24 protein-coding genes and 1 pseudogene are annotated in these 23,685 nt (G+C 45.4%); 9 read left to right on the top strand and 16 right to left on the bottom strand.

Annotated features, from left to right (window positions below; genetic code table 11):
* Nucleotides 1-427 precede the first annotated feature (427 nt).
* Nucleotides 428-709, top strand: a complete 282-nt coding sequence (locus tag QUB14_RS06705) for a hypothetical protein (RefSeq protein ID WP_333220461.1) — start codon at nt 428-430, stop codon at nt 707-709.
* Between the two features lie 236 nt (nt 710-945).
* On the top strand, nt 946-1,266 hold the full coding sequence (locus QUB14_RS06700; protein WP_333220463.1) for a hypothetical protein: 321 nt from the start codon (nt 946-948) through the stop codon (nt 1,264-1,266).
* Nucleotides 1,267-1,401: 135 nt separating this feature from the next.
* On the opposite strand, the gene QUB14_RS06695 is transcribed toward QUB14_RS06700, so the two are convergent.
* From QUB14_RS06695 to QUB14_RS06685, 3 genes are all read right to left on the bottom strand, one after another.
* Nucleotides 1,402-1,953 (bottom strand): hypothetical protein, encoded by a 552-nt coding sequence (locus QUB14_RS06695; protein WP_333220465.1) that lies wholly within the window; start codon nt 1,951-1,953, stop codon nt 1,402-1,404.
* Nucleotides 1,954-2,374: 421 nt separating this feature from the next.
* Entirely contained in the window at nt 2,375-2,620 is a 246-nt protein-coding gene (locus QUB14_RS06690) for an IS1 family transposase (RefSeq protein WP_333297125.1), read from the bottom strand.
* Entirely contained in the window at nt 2,502-2,918 is a 417-nt protein-coding gene (locus QUB14_RS06685; RefSeq protein ID WP_333297123.1) for an IS1 family transposase, read from the bottom strand. The genes QUB14_RS06690 and QUB14_RS06685 overlap by 119 nt, the downstream gene beginning before the upstream one ends.
* Before the next feature lie 215 nt (nt 2,919-3,133).
* On the opposite strand from QUB14_RS06685, the gene QUB14_RS06680 reads away from it, so the two are divergent.
* From QUB14_RS06680 to QUB14_RS06665, 4 genes are all read left to right on the top strand, one after another.
* Nucleotides 3,134-4,336, top strand: coding sequence for a Coenzyme F420 hydrogenase/dehydrogenase, beta subunit C-terminal domain (locus QUB14_RS06680; protein WP_333216468.1), 1,203 nt, complete (start codon nt 3,134-3,136; stop codon nt 4,334-4,336).
* A 98-nt stretch (nt 4,337-4,434) separates the two neighbouring features.
* Nucleotides 4,435-5,469 (top strand): M28 family peptidase, encoded by a 1,035-nt coding sequence (locus QUB14_RS06675; protein WP_333216470.1) that lies wholly within the window; start codon nt 4,435-4,437, stop codon nt 5,467-5,469.
* 188 nt (nt 5,470-5,657) lie between these two features.
* Nucleotides 5,658-6,836: a leucine-rich repeat domain-containing protein gene (locus QUB14_RS06670; protein WP_333216472.1), complete on the top strand. Its 1,179-nt coding sequence runs from the start codon at nt 5,658-5,660 to the stop codon at nt 6,834-6,836.
* A 48-nt stretch (nt 6,837-6,884) separates the two neighbouring features.
* The gene (locus tag QUB14_RS06665; protein ID WP_333216474.1) at nt 6,885-7,832 is read left to right on the top strand and encodes a leucine-rich repeat domain-containing protein; all 948 of its coding nucleotides are present in this window, start codon (nt 6,885-6,887) and stop codon (nt 7,830-7,832) included.
* Between the two features lie 119 nt (nt 7,833-7,951).
* Here QUB14_RS06665 and QUB14_RS06660 read toward each other — a convergent pair whose 3' ends face one another.
* Complete coding sequence (locus QUB14_RS06660; RefSeq protein ID WP_333169875.1) at nt 7,952-8,323, bottom strand: DUF2237 domain-containing protein; 372 nt, start codon at nt 8,321-8,323, stop codon at nt 7,952-7,954.
* Between the two features lie 49 nt (nt 8,324-8,372).
* Nucleotides 8,373-8,834 carry a GNAT family N-acetyltransferase gene (locus tag QUB14_RS06655; protein ID WP_333216477.1) on the bottom strand — a complete coding sequence of 154 codons (462 nt, stop codon included), beginning with the start codon at nt 8,832-8,834 and terminating at the stop codon, nt 8,373-8,375.
* Between the two features lie 236 nt (nt 8,835-9,070).
* On the opposite strand from QUB14_RS06655, the gene QUB14_RS06650 reads away from it, so the two are divergent.
* Nucleotides 9,071-9,703 carry a Vat family streptogramin A O-acetyltransferase gene (locus tag QUB14_RS06650; protein ID WP_333216479.1) on the top strand — a complete coding sequence of 211 codons (633 nt, stop codon included), beginning with the start codon at nt 9,071-9,073 and terminating at the stop codon, nt 9,701-9,703.
* Nucleotides 9,704-9,912: 209 nt separating this feature from the next.
* Here QUB14_RS06650 and QUB14_RS06645 read toward each other — a convergent pair whose 3' ends face one another.
* The gene (locus QUB14_RS06645) at nt 9,913-11,145 is read right to left on the bottom strand and encodes a methionine gamma-lyase family protein (protein ID WP_333216481.1); all 1,233 of its coding nucleotides are present in this window, start codon (nt 11,143-11,145) and stop codon (nt 9,913-9,915) included.
* A gap of 80 nt (nt 11,146-11,225) precedes the next feature.
* On the opposite strand from QUB14_RS06645, the gene QUB14_RS06640 reads away from it, so the two are divergent.
* Together QUB14_RS06640 and QUB14_RS06635 are read left to right on the top strand one after the other, a co-directional pair.
* Nucleotides 11,226-12,038 carry an acyl-CoA desaturase gene (locus QUB14_RS06640; RefSeq protein WP_333071693.1) on the top strand — a complete coding sequence of 271 codons (813 nt, stop codon included), beginning with the start codon at nt 11,226-11,228 and terminating at the stop codon, nt 12,036-12,038.
* A gap of 358 nt (nt 12,039-12,396) precedes the next feature.
* Entirely contained in the window at nt 12,397-13,215 is an 819-nt protein-coding gene (locus QUB14_RS06635) for a fatty acid desaturase (protein WP_190663097.1), read from the top strand.
* 128 nt (nt 13,216-13,343) lie between these two features.
* Here QUB14_RS06635 and QUB14_RS06630 read toward each other — a convergent pair whose 3' ends face one another.
* The 10 genes and pseudogenes from QUB14_RS06630 to QUB14_RS06585 form a co-directional block, all read right to left on the bottom strand.
* Entirely contained in the window at nt 13,344-14,189 is an 846-nt protein-coding gene (locus QUB14_RS06630; protein ID WP_333216484.1) for an ABC transporter permease, read from the bottom strand.
* 97 nt (nt 14,190-14,286) lie between these two features.
* A complete protein-coding gene (locus QUB14_RS06625) occupies nt 14,287-15,198 on the bottom strand; it encodes an ABC transporter permease (protein ID WP_333137887.1) in 912 nt (303 codons plus the stop codon).
* Nucleotides 15,199-15,352: 154 nt separating this feature from the next.
* On the bottom strand, nt 15,353-16,483 hold the full coding sequence (locus QUB14_RS06620; RefSeq protein WP_333216486.1) for a spermidine/putrescine ABC transporter substrate-binding protein: 1,131 nt from the start codon (nt 16,481-16,483) through the stop codon (nt 15,353-15,355).
* Nucleotides 16,484-16,590: 107 nt separating this feature from the next.
* Entirely contained in the window at nt 16,591-16,785 is a 195-nt protein-coding gene (locus QUB14_RS06615) for a hypothetical protein (RefSeq protein ID WP_190663101.1), read from the bottom strand.
* Nucleotides 16,758-17,888, bottom strand: coding sequence for an ABC transporter ATP-binding protein (locus QUB14_RS06610; RefSeq protein ID WP_190663102.1), 1,131 nt, complete (start codon nt 17,886-17,888; stop codon nt 16,758-16,760). The genes QUB14_RS06615 and QUB14_RS06610 overlap by 28 nt, the downstream gene beginning before the upstream one ends.
* Before the next feature lie 255 nt (nt 17,889-18,143).
* Nucleotides 18,144-18,809, bottom strand: coding sequence for a DUF4340 domain-containing protein (locus QUB14_RS06605; protein WP_333216489.1), 666 nt, complete (start codon nt 18,807-18,809; stop codon nt 18,144-18,146).
* Nucleotides 18,810-19,000: 191 nt separating this feature from the next.
* Nucleotides 19,001-21,211 (bottom strand): Gldg family protein, encoded by a 2,211-nt coding sequence (locus QUB14_RS06600; protein ID WP_333216491.1) that lies wholly within the window; start codon nt 21,209-21,211, stop codon nt 19,001-19,003.
* Between the two features lie 44 nt (nt 21,212-21,255).
* Nucleotides 21,256-22,158: an Rpn family recombination-promoting nuclease/putative transposase gene (locus tag QUB14_RS06595; protein ID WP_333216493.1), complete on the bottom strand. Its 903-nt coding sequence runs from the start codon at nt 22,156-22,158 to the stop codon at nt 21,256-21,258.
* Between the two features lie 179 nt (nt 22,159-22,337).
* Nucleotides 22,338-23,129: an ABC transporter permease gene (locus QUB14_RS06590; protein WP_190663106.1), complete on the bottom strand. Its 792-nt coding sequence runs from the start codon at nt 23,127-23,129 to the stop codon at nt 22,338-22,340.
* 49 nt (nt 23,130-23,178) lie between these two features.
* Nucleotides 23,179-23,685: pseudogene (locus QUB14_RS06585) on the bottom strand (ATP-binding cassette domain-containing protein); the annotation flags it as partial.

The following is a 23,685-nucleotide window of genomic DNA, read 5'->3' as shown; positions in this document are numbered from 1 at the left end:
TCTCTCTTCTCTTCCTCTGTACCCTCTGCGCTCTCTGCGGTTTAATTATTCCAAAACAACATAAGTCAATATGCAAGTTAGCGATCACGCTAACCTTCAACACTCTGACTTTTAACCCAGGCGCAAAACTGGGGTTTTATTTTGCCCAACAGAGTACAACGCGATCGCGCTTCAAAGCCCTAACAAACCCCCGGCGCAAAACTGGGGTTGATTTTATCCGGGTTGCGCGATCGCGCAAAATTTACACCCGACGCTTTTGGGCTTCAAAAGCCATAAAAACCTTACTGGGTAAGGTTTTTACGTTGTTTGAGGGTATCAATCTAGCGTGTTATAATAAATTATCAATAGTGCGATTTTGTAGGATATGTGGTGGGGGACACCCCGCCAGCGACTCTCTCTCAATAGTGTGAAAATCGAGGTTAAGTCTATGTCTTCTCAAAATAATGAGACCAATCCTATTTCTTTAATAATAATTGCGCTCCGCGTAATTGTTGTTTTGCCGATAGGTTTTTTTTATCTGTGGATTAGATTGTTAATATGGGCTTGTCTTGTGCAACTTAAGCTATTTTTATTTATAAGTATTATTGGTATTCCCATTTCAATAATGATTTATGAATGGCAAGAGAATACTTTAAACCCTGTGTTAGATAAAATTTTTCATTCGCTCCTTCGGATGCTAGGTATGCCACAGACTTTATTGGGCGAATAATAAAAAAACTTCATAAAATAGTAAAAAGCCGATTCAGTAAGGTTTTCAGACACAAGACAAACACGATCGCGCTTCAACACCCTAACAAAGTCGGCTCAAAACTGGGGGTTTCATTTTGTCTGGATACAACGCGCAACCCGTCAGAACCAACAAAACCTCCTTAAGTCAGTGTTACTTTACGGGTTTTCCTTTCCATTCAACTAATTTCCTTGACAAGTAGGGAGAAAAAAGGGGAAGTGTGGAGTACCAAAACAGTACCTCCGTTTCCGTCCGAACACACGATCGCCACCGAAATCGCCTACTTTATGGGGAAGAAAATTTCTGTAAATAATTCTACACTGAGAACGTTAATTAATGAATTGGGTACGGAGTGTCAAAATGTGATGACTGTAATCCATCGGCTTCAGTTACCTAATTTGAGCGATCGACAAAAAGCTGAAATTCTAGCAGAGTTCCTGAGTGCTGCAATCCATCTCAACGTTCACTGCGGAGAGGACTTTCAGACGCTAGTTGCTGAGGAAATGACAAAATTGTCGGATGAGGATGAAGAGGATTAAGGAGACTCGGGCGATCGCACATCAGGAAAAAGCCCTCCAGTCAACTCACAGAAAGGCTAAAAATCCTAATAAATAAGGAATAAAGTCCTTACTACAAACTTGTGAACCGGGACTTTTGCACTGTTGTTTAATATTTCAGTTTAGCTGCGTACTCACAATAATTTTTTGTACGCGATCGCCCTTAGTTTCCAAAATCAAATTAGAAGCCTTTTGGTCATTGCTGTAAGTCAACCGAGTCACTCCACCCTGCACTGATTGCGACCCGTAACCGTAAGTTTTAACGACTTTTTGGCTGTTATCTCCTAGCTTCACACCATCAATTGTCAGAAACTTGGGATTGGTAGTAGAAACTAAATAAACTTTGCCCTCCCATGCTGCTACCGTCAATCCTGAGTAGGTTAGCGTGCGAATCTTGCCACCGATGCCATGCCCAGCAGGTTTAGTTTCGTCGCGCTGCGGTTTTCCCAACTTACGTTTTGCCTCTTCTACAGGCATCCCCAACCGAACGCCGCCAACCCCTAGGCGCGAATAGTTCAGCGCCGCCGGCTTTTGTGTCGCACTGAGCATTCTTTCTAGAGTCGCAACAGTTTGATTCATAGCAGGAACAGGACGAACTAAAGCAGCAAATCCTAAGCTCGAAATGGCGAGATTCATCATGATGCCAGCGACGGCAGTGGTCACAAACATTTTTACCATTTTTTTTATAGCTTTATTTGGCAATTTATTCGCGCGATCGCCCGCTATATCCGGATTGATACTAATAGGACTTATACAAACACTCCTGGACGCACGGCGATGCTCTGAAACCGAATTTTTTTACCAAAACTACAAAAAGAAACCCGGTTTTTACCATAAATCTTAGGTTTAACAGTGAGGTATTCAGCCAGAAACTGGGTTTCTAGCGCAACCTAGGTAAGTCCTGACTAATATTTTTTAAGGGCGTTGCACAATTGGGGGATGATTCAAGAGGGCAGGGGCACGGTCTTGTGTTTTAGGTAGTAAATAACCAGGCGAAGGGAAATTTCTAACATGGATAAAGATTTTGAATAACATAAAGTTTTTCGCGCTAGGCGAGCTATCCGGATGCCTCAGCCGAGTATTTTCTCCTTCACGCGCGTGTCATATAGGTTTTGCTGACTATATGATCACCCTGATTAATAAATTGCGGATAAACTACATAGCCATCGGTCACATAAAAGAAACATTCCCATCCCCGAATAATCTTCCATAACGGTTTAAATGTTTCTGAAGACCGCTCCCCTAAAACAAAGGCTAAAATCCCCGGAAAGCTTTTGTTTACAACATTCCAGACCCAGATTTTGTTTTTTTTTACCGACGTAAGTTTGCAACTCATCAATTTGAGCAACTTCGGGAATGTCTTGGTAATCGGGTTCGGGTGGTAAGTTATTTCCCGCAGCTCTTACCCAATTTATCAGGGTGTTATGACACACTCCAGTCAGACGTTCTATGCGTCTAAATCCATTTCCTTCAACATACAACTGTAAGCATTGTCGTTTGACTTCTTCTGAATAGCCTCTGCTGGAGTAAATTTCTATAAATTGCCGACCGCAGCCCTTGCAAATATGGTTCTGTTTTCCTCTTTTCAAGCCATTTTTCTTTATATTGGTGGACTGACATTCAGGACAAATCATATTTTAACTTGATACACATTCCCTGTATATCATACCATATATGTGCAACGCCTTTTTAAGCTTTGAAAACCGCCAATTTCGGGCGAACCGAATTTGCTCCCGCACAAGCTTGCGTCCGCCTGCGACGACGGAAAGAAAGAATAAAGGAGGTAAATCAACGGAAATTGCTGTGATATCCTAACAAAAGCCATATCTGCATAAAATAAGTAATTTAGATGACCGCAACAGATTCTACTAAGCACCAAAAATCCAAGGCCCTCAAACCGGGTAGCCGCCGCCCTGCTAAAGAACTTTGCAGCGAGTGCGGTTTGTGCGATACATATTACATCCATTATGTCAAGGAATCTTGTGCTTTCTTAACACAGCACATCGCGGAATTAGAAGAAGAGATTCACGGGCGATCGCGCAATCTCGACAATCCCGACGATTGGTATTTCGGAGTCAGTCAAAACATGATGGCGGCTCGGAAAAAAGAGCCGATCGAGGGCGCTCAGTGGACGGGAATCGTCAGCACAATTGCCATTGAAATGCTCGAAAAAGGAATTGTAGAAGGCGTTGTTTGCGTCCAAAATACTAAAGAAGACCGCTTTCAGCCGAGGCCGATTATTGCTAGAAATCGCGAAGAGATTTTGGCAGCAAAAGTCAACAAACCAACTCTCTCTCCCAATCTTTCGGTATTAGAACAAATCGAACAATCTGGGATGAAGCGACTGTTAGTAATTGGCGTCGGCTGTCAAATTCAAGCCTTGCGAACAGTCGAGAAAAAACTCGGTTTAGAAAAGCTCTACGTTTTGGGAACTCCCTGTGTCGATAATGTCAGCCGTGCGGGCTTGCAGAAATTCCTAGACACGACTAGCCGCTCTCCTGAAACGGTGGTTTCTTACGAGTTTATGCAAGACTTTAACGTTCACTTCAAACACGAAGATGGTTCGGAAGAAAAAGTGCCGTTTTTTGGATTGAATACTAAGGAATTGAAAGATGTTTTTGCTCCTTCTTGTTTGAGCTGTTTTGATTATGTGAATTCTTTAGCAGATTTAGTTGTGGGCTACATGGGCGCACCTTTTGGCTGGCAGTGGATTGTAGTGCGAAATGACACGGGGCAAGAGATGTTAGATTTGGTAACGGATCAGCTTAACACTCAGCCCGTAATGTCTAAGGGAAACAGAAAAGAAGCGGTTCAGCAAAGCATTCCGGCTTATGAAAAAGGAGTGACTTTGCCGATGTGGGCGGCGAAGTTAATGGGAGTTTTTATTGAGAGAATTGGGCCGAAGGGCTTGGAATATGCTCGGTTTTCGATTGATTCTCATTTCACTCGCAATTATCTGTACGTGAAGCGCAATTACCCGGAGAAATTAGAGGCTCATGTGCCGGAATATGCTAAGCGGATTGTGGGGCAGTATAAGTTACCCGATGTGTAAACTTGTAGGGTGCGTCAGTCAAAAGTTGTTGGATTATTGAAAAAATAACGCTAACTGACGCACCCTACTACTGAAGCATAGCAAAAGATAAAAAATAAATGCTATTGGGAAAAATAGAATTATGGAATCGCAGAACGTTAACTAGACTGGCTATCCTTAGTACGATCTTAATTAGTCTAATTACTGGGACATGGTTGAGTATGATTGCAATGCCAGGGAAAAGCTACAGCGGGAAAGTTCCCCCTTTAACAGCACAGGAAATCTCGCTCCGAGATGCTTTACAGCGCGATGTGGAAAAGCTCTCTGGTGAAATCGGAGAGCGCAACTTTATACAATATCAAAAACTTGGAGAAGCTGCTGACTTTCTCGAAGCATCTTTTCAAGCTGCTGGCTATAAAGTTGAACGACAAGGATATAAAATTGATGATAATTTTTATTATAACATAGAAGTGGAGATTCCCGGGGGAAAAAAGGCAGATGAAATTGTTGTAATTGGGGCACATTATGATTCTGTGGTGGGGAGTCCAGGGGCAAATGATAACGCAACTGGGGCGGCGGGAGTGCTGGCTTTAGCGAGAATGTTTGCAGGTAAAAAGCCTGAAAAGACTGTGCGTTTTGTTGAGTTTGTGAATGAGGAACCGCCTTTTTTCTGGACTGCTGATATGGGGAGTTTGGTTTATGCCAAAAGATGCAGAGAGCGTAATGAAAAAATTGTTTCGATGCTCAGTTTAGAAACAATTGGTTATTACTCAGATGCCAAAAACAGCCAGAAATATCCAGCACCATTAAACCTTTTTTATCCTACGTCTGGAAATTTTATCGGATTTATTGGCAATACATCCTCAAGTAAACTGGTTAGAGAGGCGATCGCATCTTTCCGCCGCCATGCTGAATTTCCCTCGGAAGGTGCAGCAATTCCGGGTGGCATTCCTGGTGTTGGTTGGTCTGATCAATGGTCTTTTTGGCAACATGGTTATCCAGGGCTGATGGTGACAGATACTGCTCCCTATCGCTATCCTTACTATCACACGGCGCAAGATACACCCGATAAGGTTGACTGGGAACGGACGGCGAAGGTGATAGCTGGATTGGAGAAAGTTGTGGCAGATTTGGTGGGAGTTGATATTAATTAGTTGCGTAGGGTGCCCAGCGGGGAAATATCCTTGCTCGGCATAGAATATCAGGCAAAATGACGCACCTATAAATTAGTATAAGTTGCCTGAGTGAGGTGATTCAGAGAGTTTGTAATAGATGTTTGGCAGGGACACGGTAAGGCAGTGTGTTTGTTTTATACAGTTGGGAAAATTAGACGTAAAAGATTATGACACTTATAGTTGCACAGAAATACATGAATTTACCAAAGTCGATCGCACTTACTGGTTGTGCGATCGTCCTAGCATCATGTGGAAATAGACTTTCCGAGTTAATTTCCAATTCGCAACCGGGAAACAATAGACCTTCCGCGTTAGTCTCTGAAACGCCACCGAAAAAAACTGGACGAACATTTGCCGATTGGTGTCGCCAAAAAGCTGATTTGAGTCCTGAAGCTAAACATACTGTTGAGGTGCTGTTGCAGCTAGCAGGGACTACTGAGTGCGAGGCGGCTAATCAGACACTTTCGAGTCTCCGGGCACTTGTCCTCCGCGATCAAATCAGTGACATCAAACCGCTAGAATCCTTGACTAACCTGACGGAGCTCTACCTCGACTACAATCAAATCAGCGACATCAAACCGCTAGAATCCTTGACTAACCTGAATTCGCTCTACCTCAGCAACAATCAAATCAGCGATATCAAACCGCTAGAATCCTTGACTAACCTGAATTCGCTCAACCTCAGCGACAATAAAATCAGCGACATCAAACCGCTAGAATCCTTGACTAACCTGACACAGCTCTACCTCGAAAACAATAAAATCAGCGACATCAAACCGCTAGAATCCTTGACTAACCTGACTAATATCGGGCTCAACAACAATAAAATCAGCGACATCAAACCGCTAGAATCCTTGACTAAACTGAGTGAGATCGGGCTCAACAACAATAAAATCAGCGACATCAAACCGCTAGAATCCTTGACTAAACTGACTAAGCTCTACCTCGAAAACAATAAAATCAGCGACATCAAACCGCTAGAATCCTTGACTAACCTGTATGTGCTCTCCCTCGAAAACAATAAAATCAGCGATATCAAACCGTTAGAATCCTTGACTAACCTAAGTGTACTCTACCTCGAAAACAATAAAATCAGCGATATCAAACCGTTAGAATCCTTGACTTACCTAAGTGAACTCGTCCTCGAAAACAATAAAATCAGCGACATCAAACCGCTAGAATCCTTGACTAACCTAAGGGTACTCGTCCTCAGAAACAATAAAATCAGCGATACCAAACCGCTAGAATCTTTGACTAACCTAACTTCGCTCGTCCTCACTGGAAATCTAATCGCTCCCAAAACTTGCCCTCTCAAACCAGAGTCTATCTGTAATTGGGAACCCTGAAATTAAATGCTCAAACTTTACTGTTGGGGAAATTAGAGGTACAAGATTATGACACTCATAGTTGCACAGAAACACATGAAGTTACCAAAGCCGATCGCACTTGCTTGTTGTGTGCTTCTAGCATTATCTGGAAATGGAGTGTCGGTGAAAGCAGCAGAAACGCGATCGGGAAACAGTGGACGAACATTTGCCGATTGGTGTCGCCAAAAAGCTGATTTGAGTCCTGAAGCTAAACATACTGTTGAGGTGCTTTTGGAGAAAGCAGGGACTACGGAGTGCGATGCGGCCAATCGCCAACTTTCTAGTCTCACAACACTCAGTCTCAGCCTCAATCGAATCAACGACATCAAACCGGTGGCATCCTTGACTAACCTGAGTGAGCTCGTCCTCATTGAAAATCAAGTCAGCGACATCAAACCGCTAGCATCTTTGACTAACCTGACACGGCTCATCCTCATGGACAATCAAGTCAGCGACATCAAACCGCTAGCATCTTTGACTAACCTGAATTGGCTCGACCTCGACAAAAATGAAATTAGCGATATCAAACCCCTAGCATCCTTGACTAACCTGAACCGGCTCGTCCTCAGCAACAATCAAATCAGGGACATCAAACCGTTAGCATCCTTGACTAACCTGAACCGGCTCGATCTCGACAACAATCAAATCAGCGACATCAAATCGCTAGCATCCTTGACTAACCTACATTGGCTCGATCTCGACAACAATCAAATCAGAGACATCAAACCGCTAGCATCGACTAACCTGACTTCGCTCGCTCTCAGGGACAATCAAATTAGCGACATCAAACCACTAGAATCCATGACTAACCTGATGGAGCTTTCCCTCGACAACAATCAAATCCGCGACATCACACTCTTAAACTCGTTGACTAACCTAATTTGGTTCAGCCTCAGCGGAAATCCGATCGCTCCCAAAACTTGCCCTCTCAAACCAGAGTCTATCTGTAAGTGGCAACCACAAACTCAACCATAAAACTTTAAAGTGACGCCCGATCGCACTTAAATATTTGAGTTACGAAGGATAAATTTGCTATTCATCAGAAAAACCCGATCGCCCTTATTGACTAAAAGCGATCGCACACCAACATCCTCCTACAAATCAGCAGCGTGCTGCTTCAATTCATCCAAAGAAACGTATTCCAAAGTCAAGGCGTGAGTCGCAGCCAAAACCACAGGCGGCGCAACTCCTGCATCCATTGCTTCCTTCCACCGAGACGCGCACAAACACCAGCAATCCCCAGGCTTCAAACCGGGGAAATTAAATTCGGGAACCGGAGTGCTCAAATCATTTCCGTTCGATTTAGTGAATTGCAAAAACTCTTCTGTCAGTTGAGCACAAACAGTGTGAGCCCCAAAGTCGCCACCACCTGTATTGCATTTGCCGTCTCGATAATAGCCCGTCATCGGCGACGTGCAGCAAGTCTCTAACTTTCCGCCCACCACATTTGTAGCTTCCGTCACCATCGCAACTCCTCCGTAAAACTCTTCGATCTAATTTTACACAAATCGTTGTTTATATATTTTTTTCCATGGCAAAGTTGATGAGTTTTTGTCCTCTGCGTTCTACTTCTTGTTTTCTAACCACACTAAATCCGTGGCTTTCAAAAAAAGGTCGAGCTGTAATGCTGGCTTCGGTAAATAACTTGTTAATTCCTAAGTCTTTGGCTTTTGACTCAATTTGTTTTAAAATTAGCCTGCCAACTCCTTGCCTTTGAAAATCTTGATGACAGTAAAAGCGATCGATATGGCCGCTTGCTTCTAATTCCCCAAAACCTGCAATTTGATCGCCCTCTTCTGCTATGAAAGTAAATTTACTGCTTAAACTTTTAGTCCAACTTTCGATATCCATATCTGCTGGTGCCCAAGCATCTACTTGTGCTTGTGTGTAATCGCGGATGTTTACTTCGTGTACGGTGTCGTAAAACAGTTTTACAATTTGTTGGGTATCACCGATTTCGTAGGTTCGTACTCTCATAAATAGTCTCACTGCGATCGCTTCTTTAATATTAATTTGGGATTTTTAACCGCTTCGGAACGCGGATGGATGTTGGCTTTTACCATTTTGTCTCATTTCTTGCAGCGCGATCGACCCAAAATTTCTCGCCCACCCCTTGACAAACTTTATTACTCTATGTTATTGAAGCAGAATCAAACCTCACTCGAACTAACACTACATCAATCCAGCAGCTTAACGAATAAGGATGGAAACTTATGACAGAAATTGGGCCCGATCCAAACCGACCTTATCCGATGGCCGATCAGCGGCGCGTATGCTTCATCAAAAACTTTATTAAATCCCCCAACATTATCGTCGGCGATTACTCATATTACGACGATCCAATAGATCCAGAAAATTTTGAAAAAAATGTACTTTATAACTACGGAAACGACAAATTAATTATTGGTAAATTTTGTGCGATCGCCACCAACGTCAAATTCATTATGAACGGTGCAAATCACAAACTAGACGGGATTTCAACTTATCCTTTTCCTGTTTTTGGGAATGGTTGGGAAACAGCCATGAATTTATTAATGGAACTGCCAAGTAAAGGCGATACCGTCATTGGCAATGATGTTTGGATCGGCTATGAATCCCTGATTATGCCTGGAGTCAAAATCGGCGACGGTGCAGTCATTGCAGCCAAATCCGTTGTAGTAAAAGACATTCCCGCTTACACCGTTGTTGGTGGAAATCCCGCACATCCAATCAAACAGCGTTTTAGCGATGCTGAAGTTGCACAACTCTTAGAAATTCGGTGGTGGGATTGGGAAATCGACAAGATTTCGCGCAATGTCAGCATAATTATGCAAGGCGATATTCAAGCACTCAAAAATGCGGAGTAAACTCGCACATACAGCGATATTAATTTTAACTCCGCTCCTGTGTTCCGGTTCCGGCGCGATCGAAGGCGAGCCAACTCCCAGCAGCCGATCCCGGATACATCTTCTAATCTGCGTTCATCAGCGTCAATCTGCCTGCATCTGCGGTCAAAAAATCCCCAAAAATCACCCTGCAAACCCAGGGAGCCCCCATACCGCACCGCCCCTACAACTTACTTAGCCGGGCCCACAGCCTCGATCGCATCCTCAAGAGCGATCGATACATGAGTCCAATGAGTTCCCCCCTGACAAAAAGCCACGTAAGGTTCCCGCAGAGGCCCGTCAGCCGAAAACTCCGACGTACTCCCATCAATAAAAGTACCCCCAGCCATCACTAACTGACTTTCATACCCGTGCATCGGAGCCGGCACCGGATCTAAATAGGAACCGACGGGGGAATTTTGCTGAACCGCCCTACAAAAAGCAACTAATTTATCAGCAGAACCGAATTCGATCGCCTGAATCACATCTCGTCTTCTAGCCAAAGGCATAGGATTCACGCGATAACCCAACTTATAAAAAACATAAGCCGTCAAATGATTTCCCTTCATCGCCTCCCCCACACAACCGGGAGCCATAAACAAACCCTGAAACAGCAGCCGATTCAAATCAAAAGTTGCGCCGCCGCTGCTGCCAATTCCTGGCGCCGTCAAGCGACAAGTTGCCGCCTCCACCAAATCAGCCCTCCCGGCTACGTAACCGCCCGCAGGGACGATCGTACCCCCCGGATTTTTGATCAAAGAACCAGCCATCAGATCCGCACCCACAGCAGTAGGTTCGCAATTTTCGACAAACTCCCCGTAACAATTATCAACAAAGCAAATTGTGTTAGGATTCTGATGTTTGACTACAGCGACGATTTTTTCAATCTCAGAAATAGACAAACTCGACCGCCAAGAATAGCCGCAAGAGCGCTGGATAAAAACCAGGCGAGTCTTTGCTGAAATAGTAGAGCTCAATGCCTGCCAATCCAAACTTCCTTCGCGAGTTAGAGGCAACTCACGGTAACTAATGCCAAACTCAAGCAGTGAACCTTGACCTTGCCCCCGCAAGCCGATCACTTCTTCTAAAGTATCGTAGGGAGAACCAGCCACTGCCAACATTTCGTCACCAGGACGCAGGATGCCAAAAAGAGCACAGGCGATCGCGTGAGTACCCGAAACAAACTGTACCCGGACAGCCGCGGCCTGGGCCCCTACCACTTCGGCAAACACCCCGTCCAAAGTCTCCCGACCCAAATCATCGTGGCCGTAACCCGTAACCCCTGCAAAATGGTGGACTCCAACCCGGTGGCTGCGAAAAGCTTTTAAGACTCGTTGAAGATTTTGCTTGACTGTAGTGTCAATACCAGAAAAAATCTGAAAGAGTGCCTGTTCTGCTTCCTGTAGCCGTGAAACGCTATTCATCTATACCTCGCTCACCCTTTGCGTGCGCGCTGTTCATTATGGCGTAGATGCGGCCCCTAGTTTGTAAACATAATATATTCATGACGATTGCAACTTCCAAAAAAACTTCTCCTGATTGGCCTGTCATAGGCTTTATGGCCTTTCTGCACATCGGTGCTTTATTTGCTTTGCTGCCGGGTAATTTTAGCTGGTCTGCTGTCGGGCTAGCAGTATTCCTGCATTGGGTAACAGGTGGTTTAGGAATTACTCTCGGATATCACCGCCTAGTCACCCACCGCAGTTTTCAAACACCGAAATGGCTAGAGTATTTTCTAGTTATTTGCGGTACTCTTTCCTGTGAAGGTGGCCCGATCGACTGGGTAGGAATGCACCGGTTACACCACATACATTCCGACACCGAAACCGATCCGCACGATTCCAATCAAGGCTTCTGGTGGAGCCACATGGGCTGGATGCTGTCGGATCTCCCCATCAGAGTGGAAATCCCCCGCTTTACTAAAGACATCGGCGACGACCCAGTATACAAGTTTCTCCAAGCATATTTTATCCCCATCCAAGTCGTCTTCGGTGTGTTGCTTTATTTATTAGGCGGCTGGTCTTTCGTGGTTTGGGGCGTGTTTATGCGGATCGTGGTGGTGTTCCACTGCACTTGGCTGGTTAACAGCGCTACCCACAAATTTGGCTACCGCACCTACGAGTCGGGCGATGGATCGACGAACTGCTGGTGGGTTGCCCTGCTCACATACGGCGAAGGCTGGCACAATAACCACCACGCCTTTCAATACTCGGCTCGCCACGGTCTTCAATGGTGGGAAATCGACTTCACCTGGATGACAATTCAACTGCTGCAAGCACTTGGTTTGGCAACCAAAGTGAAATTAGCCGAAAAATAGCGATCGGCAATTAGTCATTGGTTGTCGGTCATCAGGTCTGGACTAATGGCTCGTGACCAATGCCTAATCGTGTTTTTGCGATCGGTAGAGGTTGGGTTGAAGTAAGCTCGCATCTTCTAGTGCGATCGACCCAACCAAAACCAGAATCAGTTATAATAGAGTTGGGAACAAAAAATTTTGTTTGGCAGCCAAAATTTTTATTTTCAAAATACAACGGTAAATCTTTTTCAATCCTAATCCAAAATCTATCATTGATTCTTTATTAGTTTGGGCAAGAGTGCAGCAAAAAAGTTCACTGTTCAATCCAAACTATTATGCGTGAATTCAGCTCGGCATCTCATCAGAAATCAAAAAGAGAATGACAATTGCAACGCAAGAAAAACTCCAATACAATTGGAAGCACGTTATTAGTTTAGCAGGACTTCATATCGGCGCTTTGTTCGCACTGCTACCCAGTAACTTCAATTGGACAGCAGTTGGTTTAACAGTATTCATGCACTGGATAACCGGCGGTTTGGGAATAACTCTCGGATGGCATCGAATGCTCACCCACCGCAGTTTTCAGACACCAAAATTCGTAGAATACTTTCTAGCATTTTGCGGAGCCCTTGCCTGTCAAGGAGGAATAATTGATTGGGTTGGGCTGCACCGATTGCACCACACCAACTCTGACCAAAATGCGCTCGACCCTCACAATGCCCAAAAGGGTTTTTGGTGGAGTCACCTCGGCTGGATGCTATATAAAGGTCCAGCTCACGCTGAAATTTCTCGCTGCACAAAAGACATTTCGAGCGACCCCTTTTACCAGTTTTTGCAAAACTACTTTCTCCCCATTCAAATCGCATTTGGCGTGTTGCTTTACTTAGCAGCAGGCTGGCCTTTTGTAGTTTGGGTAATTTTTGTCCGCTTAGTTGCGGTATATCACTGCACTTGGTTTGTTAACAGCGCCACTCACAAATTTGGCTACCGCACTTACGAAACCGAAGATAGTTCTACTAACTGTTGGTGGGTTGCGGTTTTGACTTACGGCGAAGGCTGGCACAACAACCACCACGCTTTTCAATACTCTGCGCGTCACGGTATGAAATGGTGGGAAATTGACTTCACTTGGATGACAATTCAAGTCATGGAAGCATTAGGTTTGGCTACTAAGGTGAAATTACCAGCAGCAAAATAGCAGCAATTCAGTCCTAGACGCAGAACCTCTGTAGGGTTTCAACTGCGTACATTACCGCCTCAGAAACCCGGTTTCTCAAAGAAACCGGGTTTTTTGGTGAGTAATAACCAATGACCAATGACCAATGACTAATGAGTCCGTTTTTGCTCGCCCCGGCCGCGCAAATATTCCGCTAAAAATGCCAATCCTCCCGAACCTACTATCAACAGCACGCTGAGAGCATTAATATCAGGTTTCACCCCAGTCCGAATCCGGCTAAAAATTTCCATCGGCAGAGTTGTAGTCCCGCTACCTGCGGTAAAACTCGCAATCAAAAAATCGTCCATGCTGAGAACAAAAGACAGCAGACAACCGGAAACAATTCCGGGTATTAATTGAGGGAGCAAAACCTGAATAAAAGCTTCAACAGGCGTTGCACCCAAATCCAAGGCAGCCTCTTCTAAATACGGGTTTAAATCGGCCAATCTAGTAGAAACAGCTAGGGCGATGTAAGCCAGACAAAACACAATGTGAGCGGCGACAATTGTCCACAAACTCAGAGGAATAGCCAGCGCCGCTAAAAATACCAGAGTAGCAACTGCGGTCGCAATATCTGGAATAATAATCGGCAAGTAGGAGACTCCCTGATATAAACTCTTGCCAGGAAAGCGATAGCGCGCTAAACCAACGGCCATCAAAGTGCCAAGTACAGCCGAGATTGCAACTGCACAAACAGCCACTGTTAAACTGTTTCTCAGGGCCACTAAAATCCGCGTATCGCTAAATAATTTAACGTACCAATCTAAAGTAAATCCTTCCCAGCCGGCGCTAAAACGCGATTTGTTAAAGCTGTAAAATGTGAGTACCAGGATGGGCAGGTACATATAAAAAAACATCAAAACGGCAAATATTACCTGCCAAGAAACCTTAAATTTAGGTTTTAAGTACATATCGGCTTGTATTTCCTCCTGTGGATGGTCGGCGGTATTTTCCATTTCTCGGTAATCGGTAATTGGTAATCGGTAATTGGTAATAGGTTAGGATTGTTTTCTTCCTTCTTGCTTCTTCCTTCTTCCTTCTTCCTTTAACATCCTAAATTGCATTACGATCGCCATATTTGAGCAAAAGGGCAATTCCGATACTCACTGCAAAGATTAATACCATACTCAGAGCCGAACCCAGCCCCCAATTTTGAGTCGCCCCCAAAAACTGATTGTAAATCAAACGAGCCGCCGTCATACTCGAAGCTCCACCGAGCAACTCCGGATCGACAAAATCGCCCAAACTGCTAATAAATACTAGCAAAGAACCCGCAGCAATTCCCGGCATAGTCTGAGGTACTGTCACTTTCCAGAAAGTTTCCACTGGATTCGCACCCAAATCCTGAGATGCTTCTAGCAACCTGCGGTCTAACTTTTCCAAAGATGCGTAGAGAATTGTCACGATATAAGGCAAATAACTGTAAGCCATGCCGATTAGAACTGCGGAACTTTGATTGAGCAATTCTAGAGGAGGGATGCCCAAAAGTCCCAGGAGCGAGTTGAGAACACCCGTAGGACGCAAAATTGTAATCCAAGCATACGATCGCAACAGCGAAGAAGTCCACAGCGGCAACACAAAGCCTAACAAAGTTAAATTCCGCCACTTTTTCGAGACATTGAGGGCGATCCAGTAAGCGACGGGAAATCCCAGCAGCAAACACAGAATAGTAGTCCCCGTTGCGAAAAAGAGAGATCGACCCATTACCTGTAAATTCAGCGGCTCAAACACTCTCAGGTAATTGCCGATTCCCGAAGGATTCACCAAATCTCCCGGCTTAATATTCGGCACCAAACTAAGCTGAAAAATCACCAAAGTTGGTATGACTAATAATAAAAGCAGCAACAAGCCAGAAGGGCCGAGCAATGCCAGTGGCCCAGCCCAAGCAGACCACGGGGAAACAGTTTCAGCCTTCAAAGGAGAATTGGGAGGAATAGGAGGGGGAGTTCTAGTTGAAACAGCCATAGATCAATTTTTTTGAGTTTTTAACCGCTGATGAACGCGGGTTAACGCGGATATAATACGGATAGAGTGGGCGCTCTGCTTTAGGGGGGCAGGTTGATGTATATATTGGGTAAGAATCAGAGATTTCCTGTAAAACCCGCCCTAGGTTTGATGATTAGCCGCTGGTTAATTGAGTCCAATAGCGATCGTACACTTCCATAAATTTGCCTACCGGAGCCACACCTTCGCACTTTTTCAAAAGATCTTCCGAAGGGAAAAGAATGTCGTTTTCGCGCACTTCCGGCGGCAACAAACTAAAAGCATCTTCCGAAGGAGTTGAAAAACTGAGCCGCTCTACTAAAGAAGCAGCGACATCGGGTTGCAGCATAAAGTTAATCCATTTATAAGCTGCTTCGGGATTGGGAGAACCTTTAGGAATTACTAAAGTGTCAGTCCACAGAGAAGAACCGCTTTTGGGGACGACATACTTCAATTTATCGTTATCTGAAATTACTTCATTAGCATCAGAAGAATAACACATAGCTACCTTCAAATCCCCCGTCAGCATTTGAGGCCGCCAAGCATCAGTAGTAAAAGATGCGATCGCCGGTTTGAGTTCCACCAACTTTTCGTAAGCTTGTTTCACTTGCTCTTGGTTCGTAGAATTCAGAGAATAGCCCAGCATCCGCAACGCAGCGCCCATGACTTCTCGAACATCACTCGCCAGCGTCATTCGCCTTGCTAACTCCTGTTTGTGCTGCCACAAATAGTCCCAATCTTCAGGAGCTTCTTTGAGTTGTTCGGTGTTGTAAATCAAGCCTGTGGTTCCCCAACTCAAAGGCACGCTGTAGCGGTTTCCTGGGTCATAGACAGGGTTTTGGAACTGCTTTCTGAGCCGATCGAGTCCGCCCAAACTCGAATGGTCTAATGGGCTCAACAGCCCGAGTTCCGTCATTTGAACCACCATGTAATCAGATGGGTAAATGATGCTGTAGGCGCGGGCGCCACCTGCTTGAACTCTCGCCAGCATCTCTTCGTTGGAGCTAAACACGTCGGCCACTACGCGAATGCCGGTTTTTTCGGCAAAGCGATCGAGCAAAGCGTCATCGGTATAGCCTGCCCAAGTATAGATGAAAAGTTGGTCGGCAGAACCTTTGACGGCAGGAGCAGATTGTACGTCTGCAAGTCGCCAGCCGCAACTCGAAACAGCTAACCCGGAAATTGTCGCCGCCGAATTTTTTAGGAACTGACGGCGTGTAGAATTAGCCGGAAAAATCCTGGAAATTGGTAAGTTAGTCGGAGGCACAGTTAGATTTTAGATTTTAGATTTTAGATTTTAGATTGGGGAATTGGGGATTGGGAAATTCGATTTTAGATTTTAGATTTTAGATTGGGCAATTAGGGATTGGGAAATTAGATTAAATCGGTTAAATCCCGTACACTGCTCGTTACCGAACTTCCCTGCAACATCCATCCGTTAAATCGGTTAAATCCCGTACACTGTTCGTTGCCGAACTTCCCGACCTCCGTGACATCCGTTAAATCTCGATCGCGTGTTCGTTGCCGAACTTCCTTCGTAATTATGCTCGATCGGTCAAAGCGAGACAATCAGTAGTTCCCCAATAAGCGTAAATCGGCGTGTGCGGATCTGGGAAAGAACCGCCGGTATTTGGCTGGCGTACAGTAATTTTATCGCCCGACGCCAACTCAACCACGTAATGAACGTGCGTGCCCATGTACATAGTATTTTTGAGCCGCCCTTCAAAACAGTTGACCGACACTTCCGGCTCGTAGAGATTCAAATATACTTTTTCCGGCCGAACGCTGACCACAACAGAGTCGCCTGTGACACCACTCCACATATCCGACTGCTGAACGACTATTTTCAGATTGGCTGATGTGCGAACTGTGATAGTCGATCGGTCGATCGACTCCACCGTACCAGAAAACAAATTCGTATCCCCAATAAAATCCGCCACAAAAGCCGTCTGCGGACACTCATAAATTTCTTCAGGAGAGCCAATTTGCTCGATCCTCCCCTCGTGCATCACCGCAATCCGGTCAGACAGACTCATCGCCTCTTCTTGGTCGTGAGTCACCATCACAAAAGTCAAACCCAATTCTTGATGCAAATTCGACAGTTCCAACTGCATCTGCTTCCGCAACTTTAAATCCAGAGCACCCAGAGGTTCGTCCAGCAGCAAAACCGCCGGTCGATTTACCAGAGCTCTCGCCAAAGCCACCCGCTGCTGCTGGCCACCTGACATTTGACCGGGAAACCTGTTGGCGAAAGATTCCATTTTCACCAATTGCAAAACTTCCCGTACCCGTTCTTCAATTTCTGCTTTCCCCAGCTTTTTTATCCGCAATCCAAAAGCGATATTGTCCCAGACATTCATGTGTCCGAACAAAGCATAGCTTTGAAACACAGTATTTACCGGACGGCGGTAAGCTGGAGTGTTGGTCATCGACTGGCCCCGAATCATCAATTCGCCCGCCGAGGGAGTCTCGAACCCAGCGATTAACCGCAGGGTCGTAGTCTTGCCGCAGCCGCTAGGCCCGAGGATGCTAAAAAATTCTCCTTGGCGGATGTTGAGGTCAACTCCGCGGACTGCGGTTTCGCCGTTAAATACCTTAAAGACCTTGCGGAGTTCAACGTCAAGCGCTGTATCCGTTGCTGTCGTACCTTGGTTGAGTGCTGTCTGAAACATATTCGCCCTTTCCTGGGGGTAATGCACGCCACTTAAATACAGTTTAAGTTTAGACTTTTCTGTATTTTAGGTGAGGAATGTTGGATGTAACAGGTTTTGGGATTGGTTCTTTAAATTCTATCCCAGAGTGCACCATTGTCAGCCACAGGCAAGATGGCTGTTCCACAAGAAAATTCACTCTTTGTGGAACAGCCATCTTGCCTGTTCATAAAAGGCTTATTGAGAATGGTGCAACATCTCAGATCGAACGGCCATCTATTTATTCTCAGGACTTGGCGTGGGAGATGGTTTTTGCGGTTGGTCTGTTTTGGGTTCTTCTGCTTTTTTCCACTCTGACAAAGGTCGCTGGACGGCATTTTTAAAGTCAAAAGGCACTAGCAGCACGGACAAATTTTGGGCGGAATTTTGAGGGGGCGCTTCCGGCGGATTGGCTTGAGCGTACAAGAAGCGGCCGCTAAAGTCTGTTTTGCCTAAAACTAGGCGGTGAGTTTCCTGGTTGTCCAGCTTTACTGTGACTGTAGCTTGGGGTTGGTCGAGACCGAATTCTGGCAGTTGAGCAGCAGTAATATTAATCGTGCGATCGCTCTTTCCTGTTGCCAGCCTGTCTAGCAAAAAATCCACCGATGCCTGACTTGCGTGTGCTTGCACTGGCAATTTCATTTCCCAGCTAGACTTGCCTCCTTTTGTAGCATAAACTCGTTCAAAAGTCAATATTTTTTCGGGAGTTTTGACTGTAAAGAATTGTATGCGATCGGAGTTAAAAGCAAAAATTTTCTGTTTTTCTTCCTTAGCGGCTTCCTGTTTCGGAGATACTTGCATCTCGAACAAAGCAACCAACCCCGTCATGCTCAGCGCGACGGCTATCAATACTAATGTATTTTTCTGCAATTTCATAGTAACTGAGAATTGGGCATTGGGCATTGGGCATTGGGCATTGGGCATTGTTAACTGTTGACTGTTGACTGTTGACTGTTGACAGTTGATTAATGTTATTGGTTTTTTGTTATTAGCCACAGCAAAGGATTAACAAATGACAAATGACAAATGACAACAGTCAACAGTCAACAGTCAACAGTCAACAGTCAACAGACAACAGTCAACAGTCAACTAACTTATCTTCTCTTCCACCAGATAGCGCCGCCAATTCCCAGTCCGAGTAAAGGCCAAATTAGCCAAGCTAAAACCAGCAATCCTATTTGGATGGGCGTCATGTTAATGCGGCGGTTGGTAGCTTTTTTCGGACTGATAGAAAAGCTTTGCTGGTCTGGTTTACTCAACCAACTGACTGAATTGATAAACACGTCGCTATTGAGTTGTTGGTCAAACCAACCGTTAGTCACAAATTGAGATGTGCCAATTACTACCATTCGCGATGTTTTTCTAGGAGTTGAAGGCGCGGAAGGAGTTGACTTTGGACTGGGAGATGTTGTGGGAGATGCTGTGGGAGATGTTTCTGGTGTCGGTGTGGGAGATGCTGTGGGAGATTCTGTCGGTATTGGCGAACTTTCTGGATATGCTGTGGGATATGCTGTCGGAGATGCTGCCGGTGTTGGCGAAGTCGTCGGTAATACAGGAGGCGTAGCTTCTTGCGAGACAATCACCGAATAGCTGATTGGGGAAGCTGTTGGTGAAGTTGTCGGCGAGGGCGAAGTTGTTGGCGACGGTGAAGTTGTTGGCGATGGTGAAGTTGTTGGCGATGGCGAAGTTGTTGGCGATGGTGAAGTTGTTGGCGATGGTGAAGTTGTTGGCGATGGTGAAGTTGTTGGCGATGGCGAAGTAGTTGGCGACGGTGAATCTGTCGGCGATGGCGAAGTAGTTGGCGACGGTGAATCTGTCGGCGATGGCGAAGTAGTTGGCGATGGTGAATCTGTCGGCGATGGTGAATCTGTCGGCGATGGTGAATCTGTCGGCGATGGGGAATCTGTCGGCGATGGGGAATCTGTCGGTGATGCTTGGGGTGAAGGCGAGGGCGAAGTTGTCGGTGATGCTTGGGGTGAAGGCGACGGCGAAGTTGGTGAAGGTGAAGGTGAGGGCTTTAAGGGAGTGCTGTCAGTGGACGATCGAACTAAAGCTACACCTAATAATAGCGGGCCTTGTCGATCGGTCTTTTGATCGAACTCCAATTTCTTAGTCGTCAAATCGCTTTCCGCCCAACTTTCTTGACTCGTCCAAATCAGCGGTTTTTCCTCTATCCCTTCTACGGGCGAGGTTTCCAAAGCACGCGCAAACGGATAGAAAGAAATGCCGGTGCCAAAACTTTGAGTAATCGGATGTTCGCCGTAGCGCCTGACTGTGGGAACCGTGGGGCCGAGGCCAAATCTTTGACCAGTACCCGAAGCATCGATGGCCAAGCGGGTGTCTAGTTTTACGCCCCATTCTTGCAGCAATTTGTCCAATCCCGTATCAGTTGCCGGGTCTACCATTAACAATAAACTGCCACCGCGATCGAGATAAGCTCTTAGTGCTTTAATTTCTGTATCGGAAAACGGTTTGTCCTGCCCCGGAACGATTAAAGCATCTGCATCTTCTGGCACTTCTTTGCGTTCGGTCAAATTCAGCGTTTGGGCGTTGTAGTATTTATCTTTCAGAGCTTTTTCAGCTTGCTGAATACCGCCTTGACCTTCCTTTATCGGGCGGGCTCCTTTGCCTTGCAAAAAGTAAACTGTAGCAACGCGAGTGCTCAGGATTTCTTCTAAGCCATTGGTAAGTTTTATCTCTGAAAGCCCTTGATTCGGGTCGCTACCAAAAGCAGTGCCGCCTTTTTGCAGTACCTGTTTTTTGTCACCGGATTGCAGGTAAACTTCTCCGACGCTGGTAATGCTAAATTCCCGCGCTTTTCCCGGTTGGGCTAGCGGGTCAACAAACTCAAATTGGAACTTTTCGCCTCCCTCGCGTTTGTAGCTTTGCAGCAATTCTTTGATTTGGGGATTTTGGGTGGGGTCAAACACCCAAACTTTGACTGTTTGTTGCAGGTTTCGCAGTATTTGTTGAGTCTGCGGGGCGAGGGTAAATTGTTGGCTTTCGGTTAAGTCGAGGCGGACGGGATAGCGAACTGCTATGAAGTTAATTACTCCGAGAATCACAAAGACGGCGAGGGTAGCAATCAGGGCGTTGGTGCTGGCTTGAGTGGAACGCTGCCCCCAAAAGCTTTGTTCGTAACTCAAATATAGCAGCCAAAGTGCGATCGTCACTGCTCCGGCAATCACTAAACCGACTGTCAGGGGGTCCCATACTCCAGATACAAGTGCTGCTGTTACCCCCGCTGCGATGAGGAGGGGGCCCAGCAAAAAAACGTATTTCCAATTTTTTTTGCTAATTTTCATAAGGTAAATATTGAGTGAGAAAATTCCGCTTCAAGGATGTTATTCTATATCGCATTAGCCTGCAACCATGCTGTTAAATCTGACTGATTGTTGAAGTCCAGCACGGCATCTCCTAGTTCTTCTAATTGCTCTACGCCTAATTCACGGATGCAGTTTTCGGTTTCCGGTTGTATTGTGCCTAAACGCCGCACTAGCTGACGCAATATTAAGGAAAGTTGAGCGGTTTTTGTCACCTGTTCTCTTGCTACCTCTATGGCAATCTGCTGGTCTTGAATCCACAGTTCTTGCTTCTGCAATTCATTTAATTCTTGCTGAGTGAAGTTTTCCTCGCTGGCAATTCTAAAAGCTTTCTGAATTTCTGGAACTGCACTGAGTGTTTCTGGTACTGTGTCCAGATTGCTGGTATTTTCGAGAAAGTAAATCCATTGCTCGGCACTTGTTTCTAATTCTGCTAATTCCTTGCTAAATTTTGGCAGTTCGATAAATACTAATTCTATTTCAGTATCTGGACACTCAAACTGTTGCTCTTTTTCTTGGAAAACAAACCGTGACATAAATTCCGGCTGATTTTCAAACATTTCAAAGTCTGTAATTTTCAAGGAAATTACTGTTTTTAGTCTTTCGTAGCGTTCTTTTCCTGTTAATTGCTGGCTGTAGCTTTTGGCAGCGTTGTACAAAACTCTGTTCCCAAAGGAAGGCACGTTGATCAGTTGAATTTCAACTAGGGCGATTCTGTCGCCGTTAATTGTGGCTTTGACATCTAGGTGTGTGTCTTGGACTCCGAGAGTTGGAGTTTCTGGCGGGGAGTCGATTATTTCTAAGTCTTCGATGATCGGCTGTGCTTCATAAAGGATGGCGTTTAAAAAATTAATCAGGATGTCTTTGCTGTCGCTGGAACCGAATATTTTTTTGAACGCAAAGTCGATTTTGGGATTAATAAATCTCATTCTTTCAAGTAATTAGTGGAATAACTAACATTAATTGGGAACTGGGAATTGGGCATTGGGCATTGGGCATTGGGCATTGCGAATTGGGAAGTGGTGGTTTTTCCTTTAATGTGCAACTCTCCAAATCTCTTACTTTCCCACTCTTTCCTCTTTATTCCCCGAAGCCTTCCCTGATGCTTTTAGGAACGCTGATATCGCAGCGCATCGATGGATTGGGCGGTCAGAAATACTCCTAAAATGATGTAACTGGCCAACATAATTAAACTGCTGGTATCGAAAACTCCCTTGACAAGATTGGTGTAATTTGTTAAGAGGGACAAATGTCCTAATGCTGTTCCGAAAGGGCCACCGATACCGACGGCGGCTGCATCGATCACCCAGAGAAATAATACTAGGGCGAAGGTGAGGATGGCGGATAAAATTGTGCTGTCGGTGAGGGAGGAAATAAACATTCCGAGCGACAATACTCCTGCTGCTAGTAATATTAAGCCGGCGTGTCCTAGCAGAAGAACTCCGGGGGGTACGGGTGGGGTTGAGGAACTGAGGACGATCGCCTCGCAGAACAGCAGGGGCAGCAACATTGTGGTATAAAATGTTAAAACTCCCAGGAGTTTGCCGGTAGCAACTGCCCAGTTTGTTAAGGGCGATGTGGCTAATAGTTCTAAGGTTCCGCGTTTGCGTTCTTCTGCGTAAAGTCCCATAGAGAGTGCGGGTAGTACGAACAAGGAAAGGGAACCCATAATTCGCAGAAAGAGTTGCAGGAATTCGTAGGCTACGTCGATGGGAGGTTCGGTAATTCCCATTTGGTCTCGCTGGCCGATTTGGGGAATTAACCCGTCGGGGGCGAGGAGGATGGCTATTAAAAAGTAGCCGGTGATTAGCCAAAAGACTGCTGCGATGGCATAGGCTAATGGCGAGGCAAAATAGCTTTGTAGTTCTTTGCGGTAAATTGCGATAATATTACTAATCATTACTAACCTTTAGGAATTGGGAATGGGTAATTGGCCATTGGTAATTGGTTCATTCTGAGTCGCCTGCGGGTGGTTTTTCGCTGTCGTCGCTATCCTGTTGCTTTCTTTCTATTTGTCGCTTTTTGGTAAGAGGTGGCTGTTCTGGTCGAGAATCGCTAGTTGGTTGTGGCTTTTTTTTAAGTGGCCGTTTTTTTACAACTGGTTCGGATTCTGGTTGAGAATGCTCGCTCGACTCTACCGTTTCTGAAACTTCTAGATTTTCGACTATCGGTTCTGGCTGAGAATGCTCGCTCGACTTTGGTGAATCTAAAATCGGTTCTGGTTGAGGATGTTCTAGCGACTCTACCGTTTCTAAAACAACGGGCCGATTTTCGACCACCGGTTCTGGTTGAGGATGTTCTAGCGACTCTACTGTTTCTGAAACAACGGGCCGATTTTCGACAACCTGTTCTGGTTGAGGATATTCTAGCGACTCTACTGTTTCTGAAACTTCTAGATTTTCGACTATCGGTTCTGGCTGAGAATGCTCGCTCGACTTTGGTGAATCTAAAATCGG

Origin of the sequence: Microcoleus sp. B3-D2 (assembly GCF_036705345.1) — a bacterium.
Classification (GTDB): domain Bacteria; phylum Cyanobacteriota; class Cyanobacteriia; order Cyanobacteriales; family Microcoleaceae; genus Microcoleus.
Note: the sequence above shows the minus strand (reverse complement) of the source record. Positions and strands in the feature narration are given on the sequence as shown.

Coding starts and splice junctions, on each gene's coding strand:
- QUB14_RS06645 (WP_333216481.1), bottom strand. CDS start 11,145: ATGAATAGCGTTTCACGGCTACAGGAAGCAGAACAGGCACTCTTTCAG.
- QUB14_RS06690 (WP_333297125.1), bottom strand. CDS start 2,620: ATGAGTTGCAAACTTACGTCGGTAAAAAAAAACAAAATCTGGGTCTGG.
- QUB14_RS06655 (WP_333216477.1), bottom strand. CDS start 8,834: ATGAGAGTACGAACCTACGAAATCGGTGATACCCAACAAATTGTAAAA.
- QUB14_RS06675 (WP_333216470.1), top strand. CDS start 4,435: ATGCTATTGGGAAAAATAGAATTATGGAATCGCAGAACGTTAACTAGA.
- QUB14_RS06630 (WP_333216484.1), bottom strand. CDS start 14,189: ATGGAAAATACCGCCGACCATCCACAGGAGGAAATACAAGCCGATATG.
- QUB14_RS06610 (WP_190663102.1), bottom strand. CDS start 17,888: ATGTTTCAGACAGCACTCAACCAAGGTACGACAGCAACGGATACAGCG.
- QUB14_RS06660 (WP_333169875.1), bottom strand. CDS start 8,323: ATGGTGACGGAAGCTACAAATGTGGTGGGCGGAAAGTTAGAGACTTGC.
- QUB14_RS06605 (WP_333216489.1), bottom strand. CDS start 18,809: ATGCCCAATGCCCAATTCTCAGTTACTATGAAATTGCAGAAAAATACA.
- QUB14_RS06635 (WP_190663097.1), top strand. CDS start 12,397: ATGACAATTGCAACGCAAGAAAAACTCCAATACAATTGGAAGCACGTT.
- QUB14_RS06595 (WP_333216493.1), bottom strand. CDS start 22,158: ATGAGATTTATTAATCCCAAAATCGACTTTGCGTTCAAAAAAATATTC.
- QUB14_RS06665 (WP_333216474.1), top strand. CDS start 6,885: ATGACACTCATAGTTGCACAGAAACACATGAAGTTACCAAAGCCGATC.
- QUB14_RS06625 (WP_333137887.1), bottom strand. CDS start 15,198: ATGGCTGTTTCAACTAGAACTCCCCCTCCTATTCCTCCCAATTCTCCT.
- QUB14_RS06680 (WP_333216468.1), top strand. CDS start 3,134: ATGACCGCAACAGATTCTACTAAGCACCAAAAATCCAAGGCCCTCAAA.
- QUB14_RS06685 (WP_333297123.1), bottom strand. CDS start 2,918: ATGATTTGTCCTGAATGTCAGTCCACCAATATAAAGAAAAATGGCTTG.
- QUB14_RS06640 (WP_333071693.1), top strand. CDS start 11,226: ATGACGATTGCAACTTCCAAAAAAACTTCTCCTGATTGGCCTGTCATA.
- QUB14_RS06590 (WP_190663106.1), bottom strand. CDS start 23,129: ATGATTAGTAATATTATCGCAATTTACCGCAAAGAACTACAAAGCTAT.
- QUB14_RS06705 (WP_333220461.1), top strand. CDS start 428: ATGTCTTCTCAAAATAATGAGACCAATCCTATTTCTTTAATAATAATT.
- QUB14_RS06670 (WP_333216472.1), top strand. CDS start 5,658: ATGACACTTATAGTTGCACAGAAATACATGAATTTACCAAAGTCGATC.
- QUB14_RS06695 (WP_333220465.1), bottom strand. CDS start 1,953: ATGTTTGTGACCACTGCCGTCGCTGGCATCATGATGAATCTCGCCATT.
- QUB14_RS06600 (WP_333216491.1), bottom strand. CDS start 21,211: ATGAAAATTAGCAAAAAAAATTGGAAATACGTTTTTTTGCTGGGCCCC.
- QUB14_RS06650 (WP_333216479.1), top strand. CDS start 9,071: ATGACAGAAATTGGGCCCGATCCAAACCGACCTTATCCGATGGCCGAT.